Below are 18801 nucleotides of genomic sequence, written 5' to 3'. Positions count from 1 at the left end.
CTAATCAAATGGTTATAGTGAACGTCATGAGCGTACTAGCCGATAACTGAGGTTATTCTGGCACGCTCCAGAAGTATGCGAGGGGGACTTTTTCTTCGTGCTGCTCTCAAGATGAATCCGTTAGGGCTGCGCACAGGTGAGATACCATCCTATTTGTTGTTGGCAGGGATACGGAATCATGGGAGAGTAGTGCAATCACCAGAGATCCCACGGATTCTTGCACGAGTCCTGAAACGGCGACCTGATCGCCTCGAGTCGCCGGAACGAGGTCACAGGCTGGCCACGGATAGCTTGAATCTCGAATCGCGTGATGGCCGATTTGTGATCATCGACGAGAACGAGGTTGCGCTTGCTGACGTGGTGAGCAACCCTCGTCCTCGAATGGTGGTTCCGGCGCGATTGCTCGAGAAGGAGGTCGTGGCCGTACGGGGACGAGCTTTTACGAAGGCTCCTGTACAGACTGTCTTTTTCTCAGCTCCCATGCGAGAGATCGCTGCGGAGGCGTTCTTCCAATGTCGCTCGGTTGAGAACCTCGTCCTGCCCGATAGTATCCAGGAGATCGGCCGCGAGGCCTTTGCCGATTGCATCGCGTTGAAGACTGTTCGTATTCCGGTCGGTGTGCGGAAGGTGCCGGCTGGCGCTTTCCGGGGATGCGCCAGCCTCACCAGAGTCGTCTTCCACTCCGGGGTCACCGAGATCGCGCCTGACGCTTTCGAGGGATGCGCTCCCAACCTTCGTTTCATCGCGGAGGATGGATCATTTGCACAACGCTGGGCGCATGATCAGGGGGTGCGAGTCATTCAGCCACTGGCTCCGAGAGTGCTCGCCCACGGTCAGCGTTGTCACGACTTTCAGCCCGTCGCGCAGGGGAACATCAGATCCGGGACGGTTTTAGATGCCGATGAGGTCCGTCTCACTCTTCGCATGGTGTGTGCGATTCTCCGTGTCAAGGTGCCTGCGCGTCTGCAGGATCAGGCCGACCTGCCGTTCACTCTCCTGTGCGCAGGGAACGGGCAGCCGCCGCCTTCGTCGCTGTATTTCGGGCAGTTCCCCGTGCCGCGCAGTAGAAGAGCTGGGACGCTGTTTGAGCAGGGTGTGGCGATGTTCGTCGCGAATCGCAGGCTCGCGGACCCGAACGGCAACCCGCTTCCTACGCTGGTAGTAGAGAAGCCTCGAGAAGCCTATGCGACAGTGTGCGCTTGGATCCGACGGCAGCATGATGCCAAGATCATCGCCCTGACCGGCAGCATTGGCAAGACCACGACGAAAGAACTGGTGAGGCTAGTCGCCTCGAGCGAGCGCGAGACGCTATTCAGCCGCGGAAACGCGAACGGGCCGGCACAGGTCGGTCGATACGTGCAGCGGCTCACCAGCAAGACTGAGGTGTATGTTCAGGAAGCCGGCGCTGCGGTAAGCGGCCTGGTCGAGCGCAGCGCGAGGACGTTGCTGCCAGACGCATTCATCCTGACTAACATCGGTTTGAGTCACATCGAGGGGTACGGCGGCAAGCAGGAGAACATCCTGGCGGACAAGGTCAGTTTCGATCGCTACATGCCCGACAACGGGGTCGCGTTCCTCAACTACGAAGACCCGAAGCTACGCGAAGTCGAATTGCGACATCGAGTGATTTCATACGGGGTCGAGAACAAGCAGGCCGATTACGTTGCCGAGAATGTGCGCGCGCGCAATGGCACGCTGGCCTTCGACCTCGTAGAGACGGCGACGGGCATCCGCGTTCCCGCGCTGCTGCACGCCTTCGGTCAGCACAATGTGTTGAACGCGGTTGTCGCCTTCGCGGTCGGCAGGTGGCTGGGGATATCCGATGAAGGCATCGTCGCGGGGCTCGCCCGCTACAGGGCTGTAGGCGTACGCCAGAACCTCTTTGAAGCTGAAGGGCGTTACGTCTACGCAGATTGCTACAACGCCTCTCTCGAGTCCGTGCTGAGCGCGATGGAGGCGTTCCGGTCGATCGAGCCGAAGGACGGTGGGCGGCGTTTCTTCGTCTTCGCAGATATCGGAAGCCTCGGTGAACAGGCGGAAGGCGTGCACCGGCGTTTGGGCCAGCGCATCGCCGAGCAGGGGGGTATCGACCGGCTGTACTGCTTCGGCGAGAACAGCGCCTGGACTGCCGAGGAGGCCCGAGCAGGCGGCGTGGACGTGGTCCACGTACTCGATCGTGACGAGCTCCACGCGCGTTTACGCAGCGATCTCGAGCCGAACGATGCGGTGGCCTTCAAAGGCAGCCACAACATGGCGCTGGTGCTGACGATCGACGCGCTGTTCGGCACCTCTTACATGGTGCAGGACGGCGACCTGATGCGCACCATCGCGCGGGATGCGCCGCAGGAGGGTGTGCGCTTTCAGGTCGTTCGCGATTACGGCGCGATCTTGCGCAACCTGCAGAAAGCCTTCGCCTCGGACAGGCTTGCACTGCCGTCTCAGATCGACGGCGCCCCGCTTTACCTAGTGGCTGAGGCGGCCTGTGCTCGCTCGCGGATCAGAGCGGTGACCGTTCCCGAGCCCGTGCGAGGCATCGGTCGCTCAGCTTTCTACCGATGTCGTGACCTGCACGAGGTCAGCCTGCCGAGCAGCCTGCGCATGATCGGGAGCAGCGCCTTCGGCGGATGCGTCGCGCTCAAGGAGATCGAGGTGCCCGAGGGGGCGACAACGATCGGAGCCCGCGCTTTCTCCGGCTGCAGCGCCCTCCGGCGTGTCTCGATACCCGCTTCGGTGGTGACCCTCGGCGACGAGATATTCGCGGGTTGTCCGGAAGTGGTCGTCGAGTGCCCCGCAGGGTCCGTGGCGGATCGTCTCATCCGCGAGCGCTGGCCGCATATCCGCCGCGAGCATGGCCGAGGGCCAGCCTGACACCTGGGCGCTAGTGGGCGCTGATGGTCGCATTGGCCGATATCCAGGCGGCTAGACCGGTCGCATTGGAGGCTTTGGCGAGCACTTCGTCATCCGGGCGCAGAAGAGCGGGTAGCGCGGCGGTCATCTCCTCGAGAGTGTTGAAGTAGCAGCACCCCACCCGATTGTTCAAAAGTTCTTCGTGTAGCGTTCCCATCTCTTCGCCGAAGAGGATGATGCCGTCCAGCCCCGCACGCATGATGATCGGGGCGAGCGAGCGATGCACAGCCTCGGAGTGACTGCCCAGGTCCAGAATGTCGCCGAGCACGGCGATCCGTCTTCCTTCAGAGGCCGAGGGTGCGGCGGAGAACGCCTCCAGAGCCGCGCGAATAGAGGCCGGGCTGGCGTTGTACGCCTCGTTGACGAAGGTGACACGGAGCTCCGGGGAGATCGCGACCTCGAGCTGCTCGCCGCGCCCGGGCAGCGGATGGAGGCTCGCGAGTGACCGCAGACCCTCGCGCCAGTTGACGGCGCCGTGAGCGCGCAGAACGCCGATGACAGCAAGGCTGTTCAGGGCGTTGTGTTTTCCACCCATTCCGAGCGTGTAGTTCATGCGCTCCCCCTCTGTCTCGGCGGTGACCATACCGGTTGCCGGATCGTAGGAGAGGAGGCGGATCAGCGCTTCGGTCGACTCGCCGTAGGTGATGATACGCCGGTTCTCGCTGCGGGCCCGGCTGAGCAGAAGATCAGCGTGGGGCGCGTCGAGGCAGATCACAGCGGCCCCACCGGGGGGTGAGGCTGCGAATACCTCGGCTTTGACCTTTGCGATCTCCTCGAGAGAGTCGGCATTCGCAAGATGGGCCTCGGTGATGGCGGTGACCACAGCCACGTCCGCGCCGGGGAAGCACCCCTCCCGGACGAAGGAGCGGCATGCTCCGTAGGAGACCTCGATGACGGCCTGTTGAAACCCCTCGGACCGGCTGATGTTTCGGAATACGGAGATCCCGATATTCTGACTTCGCTGGGTAGCGAAAGTGCTGATTCCGAGACTCTGGAAGGCGTGGGCCACCATTGCCGTGGTAGAGGTCTTGCCGACCGAGCCGGTGATCGCGGTGAATCTGCAACCGGTGTTGAGCTTGCGCAGCGCCTCGCCGGCTCTGAAGTAGAACCGGTACGAATCCTCGACCACGAAAAGATTGTGACCCTTGAGCTTCTCTGCGGCTTCGGAGGTGAGCCACTTGCGCAGGAGCACCGCGCAGGATGCCCCGTTTGCAAAAGCCAGCTGTATCGCGGCGACTGCATCCTCGGATGATCCTATGGCACGATCCCGCCAGTTCCGGGGCCAACTCGATTCGAAGGGCCAACGGTCGTCGATGACGAAAAAGCAGCGCCCCAGAGTCTGCTCCGGGGCGGAGCTGACGCTGAACCCCTCGAACGTCGCACCGAGCTCTCCGCGGTACTCGACAGCGATGCTTCCGCTTTCGCGGAGGTGGGCAAGCAGGGCGCTGACGAGCATGTGTGCGTCTTACAGCAGTTTGCGCGGTCGGGAGAGCAGGAACTTCGCATGCTCATCGAAACCGTCGTAGCTGCTTCCCAAGTGAGGGTAAAGGAACTGTGCGAGACGAGGTTCTGAACTCGAAGAGAGCCAGGCCCAGTGCGTGCCGGCTTCATCGTTGCGCAGCCCGAAGGTCATCGACATGAGCCCCGGCCCTCCCGTGACTCGCGCGACGCGACCAACATAATCCTCCAACTCGGGCCATAGTGGTTCCCCGAGGCCGACGGTGAGAGCTCCGTCTCCGAAGGCGGCGGAGTCCGAAAGGGGCACCCAGCTGCCTGCTTCGATCACCGCGTCGGCCTCCATCGGGGAGGCGGCGATGACGCTGTCGGCCTGGGTGAGCGTTGAGTTGGCGAGGTGAGCAAGCGGATTGGCCGCTCGCAGATCCAATTGAGCGGACACCAACGAATCCAGGCTGCGAACGCCGTCGCCCCTCACCCCGAACGGCACGACCAGCAACCTGCCGAGGATCTCAGTGCCTCGTGCCAGTACAGTGCATCGCGCGGGCTGAGTGCACTCTTCGATGAAGAGCCTACGGCTTGAGGCGAGGTCCTCGACGGTGGCGGCTAGATCCTGGGGAACCTTGATGAGGCGCCGGATCGGCTTCCCGTCGGCATCAAGCCCTCGGAGTTCCCAAGAACGGCCGGATGCGTCGAGCATCAGCTGCGTTGAGTCGAGATCCTCAGCGACAATTTCGTGCCGGCGTACGTAAGGGATGCCGAGAGCGTCTCCTAGACCGGCCTTGATCGGGTACCAGCGAGAGACAGCTCGAGGGTGGACGGTATTTCCGGAAAGCTCCGTCACCCAGTCGCCATCGGCGCCTTCGACATACACCATTCCATCGGAGGAGACGCGTGACGTCGCGCCGTCTCCGAGAGCGCGATTGAGCGCATCTGAAAGCAGTTCGAATTCAACAGCGCGCATTGCCCTCGGCGCGGTGCTCGAATGCTCTACTGCCTCCGCCTGAGCCGCGGCAGCGTATATATCGCTCATACTCCGCTCAGGAGCGGCAGCCGTGGTGCAGTCCGTTGCGAAATCAATGCCCTCGGCGCGCGACTCCTGCTCCCAGTGGATGGCGAATTCGATGTCGCCGAGCGGTGTGGGTGTGCCAGCCACAGGATTTGTATGGAGCGGAAGCTCGTTGTTCAGGTTCACCTCGCACACAATGGCTCGCTGTACATCGAGTCCCTGATCGAGGGACTGCGCCAGAATGTCGATACCGGAATGCAGCGCCGAGGGAAAGAGTTCCGCTGTTCTCACAGCCAGCGCTTTCAGGTCAGGATGGACCTGATCGATTACCTCGTATGAGTCGCCTCCTGCGGAGATGTTTGCAACATGGTGCAGGAACACTCGCTTGCCAGCCGGCGGCACAGAATCGAGTGACAGCCCGATCTTATCGAGGAACTCGACAATGCCAGAGGTGAACTTGATGGTCTGATGCGAAATGTAATCGTTGTGCGACCGGACCGCATTCTTCTGCTCCACGAGCTCGGCAATGGTCGATATGCCATCGCCGACGACATTAGCCGGCACGCGGAACGTTGCTGCGCGAGCCTCGCCATCGACGACGGCTATGCGCAGATCGATTCCCTGGAACATCTCCTCGACGATCACGTTCTGTCCGCTTCGGAGGATTGGTAAGGCCGCCTCTTTGAGCTCGTCCAAGGACTCGATGCTCAAGCGAACCCCACGACCGAAGGATCCTGCCTCGGGCTTCACCACGAGTGGAACGCCAATCTCGGCGAAAGCGTTCTCCAGTTCGCCGGCACGTTTGACGAGGATTCCTCGCGCGATGGGGATGTCCGCTCGACTCAAGACACGGCGTGTCAGATCCTTGTTGTTCGTCGAATCGCGATCGAGCTTCGTGACATTCGAGGACATATGCATATGGAACGGCATCAGTTTGCCGTCGCGATAATACACGTGGTAGTCGGCACTCACTACGAGTGTCTCTGCATCTTGCCGAGCCGCGGCCTCGGAAAGAACGATCGGGTCGAGTTCTCGCTTCTGGCAGTAGTGGGTGCGTTCGTACTCAGGGAAATCGAAATGCTCGAGGAGGTCGAGGGCCGCATTGATCTGGCGGTCGACCTGAATGATCGACTTGGGCACGTCGACACGTGCCTCGCGCGGCGATAGCTGCGCAGGGAAGAGTTGACCGTCCATCATCGCTGAGAGACGGAACCGCGTGCGAGTGAGTTCTTGGTCAATCGAGGTCGAGTCGAGCCGTTGCGAACAGGGGACTACCGCGAAGTCGTTCGATGCGCCTTCAGCGAGGTCCATGATGCGGCATGGCCGGTATCGGATTCGCGGCTCAAATCGCCCGTCGCTGCCGAGACTCAGCGCGACTTCGAGAATCACCGAGTCCTGACCCGCTGAAGGCTTCACCGGGACGTCGGAGATGAAGTCTCCTGCTGACCAAAGACAGGCAGCGCTGGAGCCGTCCTCGCGGTTCAACAGCTCGAACGGCTGAACCATGTGAGGATGGGTCCCAATGATCAGATCCGCTCCGGCGTCCGCCAGGATCTGGGCCGTAGCACGCTGCTCCGACGTGACGCTTGCTGAACGTCGAACGCCCCAGTGGCAGTACACGATTGAGAACTCCGCGCCCTGCTCCTTCGCCTCTGCGAGTTGAGTCGTGACGATCTCTGGATTCGCGTGGGAGAAGAGGGTCCTGCGACCGCGCTGGGTGAAATTCACGAGGCCGTCAGCTGCCAGATCGGGACTCATGAAGGAGTGCAGTGAGATACGCAGACCGCCGATATCGAACAGCTCGAAGCGTCGGTCGGAGCTGGATGCATAGAGTCCTGTATGGGCTAGGCCCGCGCGGTTCAGACTAGCGAGGGTGTCGAAGATGCCTTCGACGCCGAGGTCATGTGCATGGTTGTTGGCATTCACCACCGCATCGAAACCGGCACTGTGCAGCGCATGTGCAAAGTCGGCGGGAGCGTTGTAATATCCAGCCGGATCGATCGCTCCACTCGCGTCGGAGTAGGGATACCCCGGACTGAGGAGCGTTTCGAGAGCACCGATCACGAGATCGCCCTGCAAGAGGGTATCCCGTACGAAGCGGAATTGCCGTTCGAAGTCGTAACGGGTGTTGTTTCGGGCCGCGCGAATCTGTTTCGCCTTCGCCATCAGGTCGCCGACCAGCATGATCCGAACGGCGCCGTCTTCTACGGGCTCACGGGTGTAGGCCCCATCCACGCGGGCGAACTGCGCCTTAGGATGAGTGTCGTTCGCGACCGGCTTGATCTGTGTTGCTCGGACCTGAAAATGCTCGATCGCGTCTCTCAGATGCTCGTCGGTGAAGAAGGATGACTGAGCTTCTCCGGCGTGCTCTGGTGACATCGAGGATCGCGGAGCGTCCTTTCCCTCAACCCGGATCGGGCGGAACTCGATTCCGTTTTTCTTGGCGAATGTCAGAGCAGCGGAGCTGCGACTGCCGACGATCCTCTTGAGAGAGTCGAATGCGTTAGGAGCGATACTGCGGCATCGGAGAGGAATGCGTAGTTCTTCTAGCGCGGTGCACCCCTCGAACGCCTTGGCGTCGATGCGAGCTACCTGGCTATGCAGTGACACGAGATTCATGTTGCTGCACCCGCGGAATGCACGGACGGGGATCCGCCGCAAGCCGTGAGGAAGATAAACCGTTTCGAGGGCAGAGCAGTTCTCGAAACTGCCGGCTCCGATGCTGGTCACCGTTGTCGGGAAACCGTCGCGTTGCACCGAGGGCCGCGTGCCTGAGCGCCCCAGCTTGCCGGGATAGGCTCTCTTGACCGAGACCAGGGAAGCGCAGTCCGCGAAAGCGGCGTCGCCGATGGTCTTGAGGCCTTCGGGCAGGACGACTTGCTTGAGGGAGGTGCAGCCCGCGAATGTGCGGTCTTCGAGGGTCGATACCTTCGGGGGAAGCGTCACACTCGAGAGGTTCATGCAGCCTGCGAACGCGCTTCCTCGAATTGTCCGCAACCCGTCAGGGAGCGAAAGTGCTCCTAGCTGAAGACAGCCCTCGAATGCGGAGGTGCCGATAGTGCGAAGGTTCTCGCCGAGGTACACACCCTGCAGGCCGGTGCAGTTCTTGAACGCATTTCTCGCGACGAATCTGACGTTGTTTGGGAGACGAACGAAACGGATGTGAGAGAGATTCTCGAACGCCCCGTTGTCGATTTTCGTGACAGTCGCCCCAAGCGCCTCTTCGGGGACATGGATGACCTGTTTGTCACCACGGTACTTCTTGAGAACCGCCTTGCCGGAGTCGAGCTCGAACTCGAACTCCTCCGGCGTAGAAGCAACGGAGGACGAGAAAGCCTCGCCGCTGAGCATCTGGATATAGGGCTCATACACATAGTGGCGTCCGATGTGCTGAGGAGAGTAGGGCGCTTGAATCAGGCCGGTGCCGGGGCGAGCATTGCCCTCGACCAAGCTGACATGATCCGTACAGACGGCGATATCCCAACCGATGAAGCCGTTGCGCTCGGCTTTGAACGCAGCTGCGGTAACCAATTCGCACACCTGATCCCACATCGGGATGGTGAAACCGGCGAAGTGTTTGCCGGTTGAAGGATGCCGGTGGTGGACGGTGCCGCGCTTATCGATGGCTGGCGTCGCCAACTTTCCGGTGAGCAGATCAACATCGCTCACCATCCCATTCATGGAGAAGTTATCCGTATTACCGAGGCGACCGAAACGCATTGCGGCCGCGATGATGTCCACCCGACCATCGATCTTCACAGTGAGTACGCGGATGGTATTGACGGCATCTGGGTAGAACTCCGCCACGGACGGATGCTGCACGATCATCTGTTCCAGAAGAAGCCCCTCGTCGGCGACGAGCTTCTCGTACAGCGCGATTCGCTCGGGCTCCGTAGCCGGGATCTCGAGAACATAGACTCCGCGGCCCTGATCCGAGTCGGCCGGCTTGCAGAACGCCTGATCGAGTCCCTCGGCGAAGCTCAGGAACTCCTCCAGAGAGGTGTCCCGATTCGTCCAGGACTTGCGCTTCATGAACTCGCCGAACTTCAGGCTGAACGAGAGTTTATCGTCCACCTCTTCGGGGCTCGGATTCAGCGCATCATAGAGAACTTTTGCCGAATGGCGAGTCGCATAGCTCTCAAGCTCATCGTCGGAGAGCTCCCAGGCCCGATAGCAGACGTAGTATTTGCTCTGCAGTCCGAATTTGGTCTGCCGTTCAAGCATGTCGAGTTCGACAGCTTCCTCCGCAAGGCCGGATGTTGCAGCCACACGCTGACGGCGCTTCTGGATCGACCGCTCCCATCGGGCAGACTTATCTGCAATCTCATCATTCGTCAGCAGATGCAGAGAATGCGTGAGGAAGATCGTGAAGGTCATATTCGGCCAGCGCGACTCCACCTCCTGCATGCGCTTCATCGCCCGCTCGACGCTCCAACCCGCCGACGAAGCCACCATCGCGGCAAGCTGGGCCCGGCGGTCCTTCCAAGCTCTGACAGCCGTCTCGAACTCAGTATTTGAAGAACACTTGAACATCCCTTCATCCACGTACGCGTTGAAGGTCATGCCATGAGCGATCTGCGCCTCGCGCATCTCGAGTTCTGCTGCTTCCGGGGAGATGCCCTTGAAGCGTGCGACAACCGACACGAGCGGATCTTGGTGGTCGATTTCGGCTGCTTCCGTGGGCTGCGGCATTGTGGCTGGTGTCCTTCCCGAAATGCGAACCGGGTCGTCGCGCATCTGCTGTACACACTTGCATGTTCGAATCGACTCGGCCAAATAAGTATCTGCCAAAAAAGGACAATGAGGCAAAAGAGAGAGTTTGTTGTCGGCCTCGATCGTGCAGTTACCCGGCCGGGCCCGGACCATGGGGCGTTGCAGAAGCCGCGGTCCACAGCCCTGACCGACGATCGCAAAGCGAACAGGAAACACAGTGACACGAAGTGTATCGTCGGGAAGGATCTGAGAGACCAACCGCTTTCCTGGCGGATGGAACTGTGGGAGTGTGCTTGATAAATCAGAAACGTCTTTTGGCAGCCGCTACCAGCATCCTTCTGGTCGGCTCCGTTATCGTCGGGTGCGCCGGGGACGTTGACGCATCCGAGGGTGCAGGCAGGCCTGAGCACGGCGCGGAAGTCGATAGCGGAAGCTCTGCGGATAGCGGTGGCACCTCAGCTGCGAACGGAGATGCTTCCGGCGGCGAAGGACGCGGGACATCCGGAAAAGATGCTGCCTCGGGCAAGAAGGGCAGCGCTTCGGGGGAGAAGAACGGTGGTGAGTCCGACGCCTCGGATAATTCAGGAGGGCCGGCTGCCCTCCCCAAGACTCTCGATTACTCCTCTCCAGCTGACCTTGCGGTTTCGGTGTCCTATCCCCTCTATAAAGGCGGGCGAAAGGCGGATCCCCGGGCCTTCACTGGAGGAGGCCCGGTTGACGCTGAGATGGCATCTGAGAACTACAAGAAGCTGAAGAAAGATGCCTACGAGATAGCGAAGAAGGCTGGATCGGAGCTGCCGCCCTGGCCCGACGAATCGTATGCGAACTGCTCCGCATTTACGGGAGCCGTCGTCATCGCGACTATAGACCCTGAATTTCCAGGTAATCTCGTGCGAGATCAGCGCGAGTACATGAGTGATCCCTTCAGTGGCTGGAGGAAGGTGGGAGACAGTAGTGATTACCGCCAGGAAGACCTGCTGCCAGGGGACCTCTTTCTGACTCCTAAGGGGACGCGGCTCGCCCACACCTGGATGTGGATCGGTGAGCATGACGGCGTTGAGAACGTCGTGGCGCAGGCGGCCTACGGTAGCGAAGGGAACTCGGGTGCCCGGCTTCCCTCGTTGCAGATCGACCCGCTGCAGAACAGCGACGACGGGACGGACGGCATGGGAAGAAGCTATGAGATCTGGCGCTACGTCGGCAACGCCGCTTCGGTGTAAGGCGTAGTACAGCTTGATGGCAACTCGCCCTCCGTGTCTGCTCGCTGCCTCTGCAGCGAGCAGACACGGAGGGCGAGTTGGTTAGAGGGACCGCACCCACTCCGGGCGCACGGAGCCCAGCACAGCGATGTCAACCTCGTCGTCGGTGACAGAGGAACTGTGGCGGCGGCGCAATAGGTAGAAGACGACGCCGATGAGGATCCATGCTCCCATCGCGATGAAGGACGGCACCGACAGCTGAGCCGGCGAGCCGGGAGCCAATAGCAGGATTGTGAAGACGATGGCGACCACCACTCCGGCGCCGGCCAGCAGCTTCCGCGTGGTCGAGGCCGAACCCGGCACTGCTTCTTTCGTGCCGCTCCACTGGAACATGCGGAAGGCGCAGAGGCAGGTGTAGGCGAATGCGAAGGTGAAGCCGATCGAAGCCATGTCGACGATCCAGTTGAGCGCTGTGCGGCCGAACCACGGTGCAACCAGACAAACGATGAGCACGAACCAGATACCGGTGCTGGGGGTGCCGTGCTTGGGGTGCACCTTGGCGAAGGACGACGGGATCATCTGAGCCCGACCCATAGCCAAGAGCACGCGTGAACCTGCCATGTAGAACCCGTTGAGCCCCGTAGCGATGCCCATGAATGCTGCTACACAGAGCAGAACGAGTCCGATTGGGCCGATTGCGGCGGTGACGACGTCGGCGGTCAGCCACACCGGCTGCTTGGCGAGTTCAGCCTGCCAGGGGGCGCCTGCTGCGGTTGCGAGGATCATCGCGAGGTAGAGTCCGGTAGCGGCGACGAGTGACCAGACGATGAGCTTGAACGCCTTCGACGCCGAGAAGCTGAATTCCTCCGCGGTTTGCGGAATGTTATCGAAGCCGATGAACGCCCAGGGGGCGATTGCGACGATAGCGAGCACTCCGGCGAGCGCCGGAGTCTCAGGGTTGAAGAGAGGGTCGATGTTGCTCACTCGGCCCTGGGGAGAGGCGAGCACACCGATGACGATTGCGAGAACCGCCGCGATCATCAACACGCACATATAGAACTGCAGACGTGCCGAGTTCCCGCTGCCCCTGACGTTGAGTGCGGCGAAGATGATGAGCGCCGCGGTCGAGATGAGTACTTCGCCAAGGTACACATCCCAGCCGGCGACTGTGTAGAGGTAGCCCATCTCGGCGACCTGCGGAACCACCTGCCGTGCGAGTACCGCCAGCGCTGAAGCGTTCAAGGCGACGATGGAGACATAGCCCAGAGTCATGAACCACGCGCATATGTACGCGTGCAAACGTCCGAATCCCACGAGAGTGTAGGCGAATGCACCGCCCGAGACCGGGAACGTGCGAGCGAGGAAGCCGTAGCTCACGCCGACCACGATCATGAGCGCGCCGCCGATCGTCATGCCGATGAGTGCGCCCAGCGGGCCCGCGGTGCCCATCCAGTCGGCGGGAAGGATGAACGCTCCCCACCCCACTGCGGAGCCGAGAGCGATCGCCCATACCCAATGAGGCTTGAGCGTCTTGTTCAACCTCGTCGTCGTGGCCTCGGTTGTGGCATGCATATCGTAGTTCTCCAAACTGCTCACCTGCGAGCGTTCGCCAAAAGTACCACCTCTGAGCGGCAGGCTCTGGAGTGAAGAGGTACTTTCTGGCGATTCGAAGACCTGATGCAGCGATTGTGGCGGGATAAGCGGGCTAGGCGAGTACGAACCTGAGCACATCGTCCAGCGAACCGGAGAGAAGCTTCTGAGAAGGAGTGATTACCGGATTGACGGTAATTCCTTGCACTAGCTGCGTGAACCGCGTTGGCTGTTCGAGCACGACAATGTCAACTGCGGACCAGCGCAGTTCGGGTACTGCCCGTACTGTCCTCACTGCGAGAGAAGAGAGCAGTGCCAGTTCGGAATAGGTCAGACTGCTTTCTCCGAGAACAGCAAGCACTTCCTGTGGAGAGGCGATTGCGAGGAAACGGCGGCCGGCAGGGCGCATCTGCGCGATCCAAGCGTGCCGTCCCGACATCTTGAGATCCTGCGCCGGGCGCCCCTGCTCTAGTTCAACGGTCTTCCCTCCGCCCCACTCCTGGTCTGGCATCACGAGGGAGACAGGGGCTTGCGTCTCGCCTCTGAAATTCTCGACTTCCGAGATGCTGCGCACTTCCGCGGATAGCGGTCGCGGGATGGCTTGCAGCTCCATCAGGGCCCGGACTACTCCGTGTATACGAGCAGCTCGTCTTGCAATGTTGAGATCGAGTGTGGAGGAAGTGCCCTGCAGCCACACCTCGCGTCCTTCTGGACTGGTTGCTAGCGCAATATAGTCGCTCTTCTTGTCGAGCTTCCAGCCGAGCGCCGGGACTCTTTGTCGGAGCAGGGTGGCCAGATAATAGGAGCGCCCTGCCTCGATAGCCTGTTTTGAGAGTAAGGGGCGTGGAGACGCAAGAAGTGCCGGGAACCGTGGAGCGGTCTGCTGCGTTTCAGGGGCGGCTTGAATGCGCGCTTCGAACATGTAGTCGGCGAGTGAGACGCGCGTCCCGTACCAGGGGAACTGGGATCCGAGAGTGTCAGAAGAGGTGTTGATCTCTACTACGTAAGGATCGCCGCTGGGCGTGATGATGACATCGACACCAGCCCAGTTCAATCCGGGGATAGCTTTCACCGCGGAAACGGCGAAGTCCTGGATCGAGCGATCCACCAGATGCGAGCATTCGAACGGCTCACCTCCGAGTGTGAGCCCGCCGACCTGTCGCACTATCAACGTCTTGCCCTGAGGAAGTACGCTGTCGAGAGTCATCGACTGGTTCGCGAGGCAGGCTTCGGTTTCTGCGTCGATCGGTATGTGCCGTTTGTGCGTGCTCGGAACCGTGTCCCGCACTTCGTTCTTGCGTTGAATCAGTGTCCGAACGGTGGAGACGCCATCGCCGAGCACCCATGGGAGTAGACGTCCAACGACACTGACACAACGCGTGTCGGAAGAAACGCAACGATACTCGACGACGTTCTGCACATATTCTTCGGCTACGACGTCACCTTGCGAACGCGCCTGTTCGTATGCTCGAGCTATCTCCGACGGTTCCGTGAGATTCACGCTGACCGCTTTCCCGCCGTAGCCGAAGCGGGGCTTCACCACGATGGGCCCGTTGATCTCCTGTTGGAAGGAGAGCACATCCTCAAGAGTTTGAGGAAGAATACCTCGCGCAGTGGAGACATGGTTGCGGAGCAGAAGCTCCTTTGTGAGCCATTTATCGGTTACAAGCGAAGCGGCGGCTCGTGATGCTCGCCCGCGACTTCCGGCCAGGAGGAGTCGTTTGTTGTCGCGTTCCGCGATGACATAGTTCTCATCGATCCACTTCAGCCTTGCACCTTGACGCTCTGCGGCCTCGGCGATAAGCACTGTGGCGATGTTGCGCTGCAGTACATCGCGCTGATGGACGATCGCCTGGGTGGTGGCGTCGTCGTACACGTGGTGCGGCGCGAGTTGTTCCAGGGATCCGTAGAACGGCTCGACCGAGGAGGAAACTGAGGGGTTATCGGGGGCTTCCACTTCGATGCTCCTGTCTAAGGCCCTGGTGGCAAGTGCCGTCCGTGTGATCCATGTTCTTCAATCCTATCGGCGTAGAAAAGGCCTTTGAGATGAGGGACAGACGGGGAATTAGAGACACGACGAAGCTCGTGACGGTACTGACTCGCTTAGATGCTCACGTCGTTATCTCTCAGATCCTCTCAGAGGTCTTCTGCACCAGTCACGAGATGCTGCGCATGTACTCCCAGCCGGAGCCGATGGGGGTGCCTGCACCGAGGACGGTGCCTGTGGGGCCTCCGGAGTGCTGAATGAGCTGGCCGGTGTTTCTATCGATTGCGATCAGGTCTCCGTACCCATCGCGATCGATATCGCCAATTGACTGAAAGGTGCGATTGGCAAACCCTGACTGGGCAAGTGTGATTCGGCTCAACCAGCCTGCGTTCCCGTTGCCACGGTGAAGATAAACGAGCCCAGTGCTGTCATTCCAAGAAACGATATCGGGCCGTCCGTTACCGTCGAAATCCCCGGCCGAAGCGATCTTGAGGTTCTGGAAGCCGGAGCCGATCTCCTGCTGGCTGAGCCAGCCCCCTGCTCCATTGCCCCGCCAGAGAACCAAACGGCCGTCGGCTCGGGTGATCCCGAGGAGGTCGGGATTGCTGTCCCCATCGAAATCACCCACACTCGTCAACTCTCTGATGGTCTGAAAGCCGGAGCCAATTTGTACCCGGTTAAGGAAGCCTCCTGTACCGTTTCCGCGGTGAAGATACATGGCGCCGGTCCCGTTGTTGACGGAGATGATGTCCTGGTAGCCGTCATGATCGAAATCACCCGGAGTTATTACTTGGTGGTTAACGAATCCTGACCCGATCTGGGTATAGGGTCCCAATGCATCTACGGCACCGGTACCGGGGTAGAAACGTAGCGAGCCTGCGCTGGTCACCGCGATGATATCCGGCCGCCCATCATGGAAGATGTCGTCACTTCTATTCGCCCAGTCGGTCGTGCCGATCGGGCTTGCGATGCGCTTCGTGAATCGGTACACCTCGTAGTGGCGTTTTACGCCGTCGACCATTGCGGGCTTCCCCGTCTCCTTCGAGATGCCCGGCGTAAGTGCCGCGATTCGAAAGCCGGGCATTTTTCCGGAGCGCGTGGTCTCATCAAACGAGAGCGAAGCATCGTTGACTACCTCAGAGCGCCCCTGCCAATCGCCGACCCAGAACATGATGTGCCCACTCCCGACCATCACATCCCCGGGTTGATAGTCGGAAGGGCGGTAGTCGTGGGTATCGCCGACCTTCGTCCATCCGTTCGTGGGGTCCTCGAGATACTGGCGTTGCCGGTTGGTGAGGAGCCAGGGGAAGTGGGGATCCACCATGTTCTTGACGACCGTGGCGACGTAGCCTCCGCAATCCGCCCACGCGGACATCTGTGGCGCGTTCCAAGTAGATGCGGCGTTCATGTGGGCGTCACGAGAAGCTTGGCGTGCGGCTGTGTATGAGGGATACACTTCCTCTTTGTCGCGGCCCCCTCCGTACACCCAGGATTCTTTCGCCGCAAGCCCCGTGTCGGCCTGCATCGGATAAGAGAGACTTTCCATCAGAGCGAGCTGGGAGGAATAGTCAGGTGCCGGCGCTGGGGAGCCGCCCTGCACGCTTACCTGACTGTGTGAAGGGCCTGTAACTGCTTGCGCTGGCGCGGCGATTCCGAGGGTGAGGATCCCGGAGAGGACTAAAGCTGGAATCGGTCGCATAGAGCTAGCTCCTTCTGAACCTGAATGGGAAGAGAAGGCTCGTTACTTCAAAAAGGTCATTTGACCACCGCAGTTCAAGATATTCCAACGAATAGTTGCACTCTGCAGCGCTTCGAAGTCTCCCGTCTCCTGTCTACAAGTGTAAGGGAAATGCCTACTTTTGCTGCCGTGATGCATCACATCTGCATATCGATTCCCAAGGCCTCACACACCTTCATGTCGGTGAGAAACCTCCAGCTGCAGGTGCTCGGCGCCCCTCTTCAGTGCGCGGGCTCGATTCCGTCGCCCACGGCCTCGACGATGCGTGGGCGCGCCTCGCGCAGCGCTTTGCGGAAGCTCTCCGATTTGACCTCGGCATTCGTCGGGAACACCGCATAATGGCTGCGTCCCTGCCTGCGCACCTCGAGAATGCGGCACGGGTGGTAGGTGTTCGAGGCGATTCGAACCCTGCCATCGGGCGCTCGTTCGAGCTGCAGGTCGAGTATGAGCGTGTCGCGGGTGATGGGCGGTTTGATATTCATGTCGCACAGGAAGTTGCCGCCGGAGTAGAGGCAGGGGACCGTGCGTCCGCCCGCCGCCTTGAGCAGCGTGAACGGCTGAATGCAGTGCGAGTGCGCGCCGACGATGTAGTCGGCGCCCGCGTCGGCGAGCATCTGAGCGTACTGCCTCTGTCTGGGGCTGAGGTCGGTCGTGTACTCCTTGCCCCAGTGCGCGTAGGCGATGATGAACTCCGCTCCAGCGGCGCGGGCGGCATCGATGTGCTCATTGACTCCCTGCCGGGCGAAGGTGGGGAAGAGCGTATCCAGGCCGTGGGGCGTGAAGTTGGCCCTCTTCATGGGCTGCCGCGCTCCGTCGAGGAAAGCCACCACGCCGATGCGGATGCCCCCGATATCGACGAGGAGATAGGGCTGATCGTTCGGAGACGCGAAGGCCCCCGTGTGCATGAGCTGAAAACGATTCTGGTAGTCGAGCGTCTCGAACAGCCCCCGGGTACCCGAGTCGTAGATGTGGTTCTGGGCGTTCACCACGGCATCGAACCCGGCCCCTCGTACCGCTGCGAGGAACTCCGGGGGAGCATTGAGGTGCGGCCGCGCGTTCACGTGGCTGCGCTCACTGTTGAACGGGGCCGAGGGCGAGACCGTCGATTCGAGATTGCCGATAGCGAAGTCGCACTCCTGCAGCAGCGACCGCACCCGGTTGAAACCGAAGCCGAATCCCTCGGGGCCCGCAGCCGCGTTCTGCTGCCGCCGTCGGGCCATGATGTCTGCCACCATCATGATGCGTGCCCGCCCCGGGGTCTTCGCCTCCCCGCGGTACACGCCGTCATCGAACTCGAAGCGCGCCGGCGTCGCTTCCGGAAGCTGCCGTTGCTGCCGGTTCACGAGCTCGTATGAGGGGTGGCGGATCTCGTAGCTGTCGATCGCCCTGCGCAGCACGCTCTCGTCGTAGAAGGGCACGTGGTCCTCGCCCGAGCGGCGCGGAATCATCTGACTCGAGAGCTCGACGGGCACCGGTTCGGCTACTCGGTGCCGCTGAGCCGTCTTCTGCGCATAGCCGAGCGCCGCCGACTCTTCATCGCAGACGAGCACGGTATCCGGTGCGAACGCATTTCTGCCGATCTTCTTGCACCTGCTCGGCAGACGCAACTCGCGCAGACGCGTGCAGCCGGCGAAGGCGTGTGGGGCCACCCTCGTGATGCGCTTGTGCAGGCTGACCGTTTCAAGGCTCTCGCACCCCTCGAACGCACGGGCGGGAACGGTGAGCACCTGGTACGGGATCATCACGCTCGTGAGGCTGCGGCAGTCCGCGAACGCGGCCTCGCCGATGTGCTCGATGAACGCAGGCAGCACGTCTTCGCGCAGAGTCGGGTCGCTCTTCATGACCGCGCTGATGCCTGTCATGCTGAAGTAGTAGATGACGCTGAGCGCCGCGCAGCCTGCAAAGCAACGGTCTTCGATTCGCTTCAGACCGTAGGGGAGACGGATCTCGGTGAGGCTCTTGCAGTCCGCGAATGCTGCGCGGCCGATCTCGGTCACGGACTCGGGCAGGATCACCTCGCCCAGAGCGGCATGCCCGGCGAAGGCCTTGGGGCCGATCCTGTTGACCGGAGCGCCCGCGACTTCGCCGGGGACCTCGACGGCCTCGAGCGCCTCATCGAAGGCGATCAGCGTCGCGCCGCCGCGCGTGATCTTGAACCTGCCGCCCTCGGCGGAAACCATCTTCGCCATGCGTGTCCGTCTTC

General features: G+C 61.1%; 8 protein-coding genes. 2 read left to right on the top strand and 6 right to left on the bottom strand.

Going from position 1 to position 18801, the window contains the following annotated elements:
- The first annotated feature begins 291 nt into the window (after positions 1–291).
- Positions 292–2868 carry a leucine-rich repeat protein gene (locus KVY00_RS06805; protein WP_223044928.1) on the top strand — a complete coding sequence of 859 codons (2577 nt, stop codon included), beginning with the start codon at positions 292–294 and terminating at the stop codon, positions 2866–2868.
- A gap of 10 nt (positions 2869–2878) precedes the next feature.
- Here KVY00_RS06805 and KVY00_RS06800 read toward each other — a convergent pair whose 3' ends face one another.
- Complete coding sequence (locus KVY00_RS06800; RefSeq protein WP_223044927.1) at positions 2879–4363, bottom strand: Mur ligase family protein; 1485 nt, start codon at positions 4361–4363, stop codon at positions 2879–2881.
- A 9-nt stretch (positions 4364–4372) separates the two neighbouring features.
- Positions 4373–10063, bottom strand: a complete 5691-nt coding sequence (locus tag KVY00_RS06795; RefSeq protein WP_223044926.1) for a CapA family protein — start codon at positions 10061–10063, stop codon at positions 4373–4375.
- 335 nt (positions 10064–10398) lie between these two features.
- On the opposite strand from KVY00_RS06795, the gene KVY00_RS06790 reads away from it, so the two are divergent.
- Positions 10399–11304: a hypothetical protein gene (locus KVY00_RS06790; RefSeq protein ID WP_223044925.1), complete on the top strand. Its 906-nt coding sequence runs from the start codon at positions 10399–10401 to the stop codon at positions 11302–11304.
- An 81-nt stretch (positions 11305–11385) separates the two neighbouring features.
- Here the strand turns inward: KVY00_RS06790 and KVY00_RS06785 are convergent, their stop codons facing one another.
- The 4 genes from KVY00_RS06785 to KVY00_RS06770 form a co-directional block, all read right to left on the bottom strand.
- A complete protein-coding gene (locus KVY00_RS06785) occupies positions 11386–12855 on the bottom strand; it encodes an APC family permease (protein WP_223044924.1) in 1470 nt (489 codons plus the stop codon).
- 133 nt (positions 12856–12988) lie between these two features.
- Positions 12989–14830: a hypothetical protein gene (locus tag KVY00_RS06780; RefSeq protein ID WP_223044923.1), complete on the bottom strand. Its 1842-nt coding sequence runs from the start codon at positions 14828–14830 to the stop codon at positions 12989–12991.
- 199 nt (positions 14831–15029) lie between these two features.
- Complete coding sequence (locus KVY00_RS06775; protein WP_223044922.1) at positions 15030–16406, bottom strand: FG-GAP repeat domain-containing protein; 1377 nt, start codon at positions 16404–16406, stop codon at positions 15030–15032.
- 413 nt (positions 16407–16819) lie between these two features.
- Positions 16820–18787 (bottom strand): CapA family protein, encoded by a 1968-nt coding sequence (locus KVY00_RS06770; protein ID WP_223044921.1) that lies wholly within the window; start codon positions 18785–18787, stop codon positions 16820–16822.
- Positions 18788–18801: the final 14 nt, after the last annotated feature.

This window comes from Leucobacter tenebrionis (assembly GCF_019884725.1).
In the GTDB taxonomy this organism is placed as follows: domain Bacteria; phylum Actinomycetota; class Actinomycetes; order Actinomycetales; family Microbacteriaceae; genus Leucobacter; species Leucobacter tenebrionis.
This window is presented reverse-complemented; position numbering and strand designations above follow the sequence as displayed.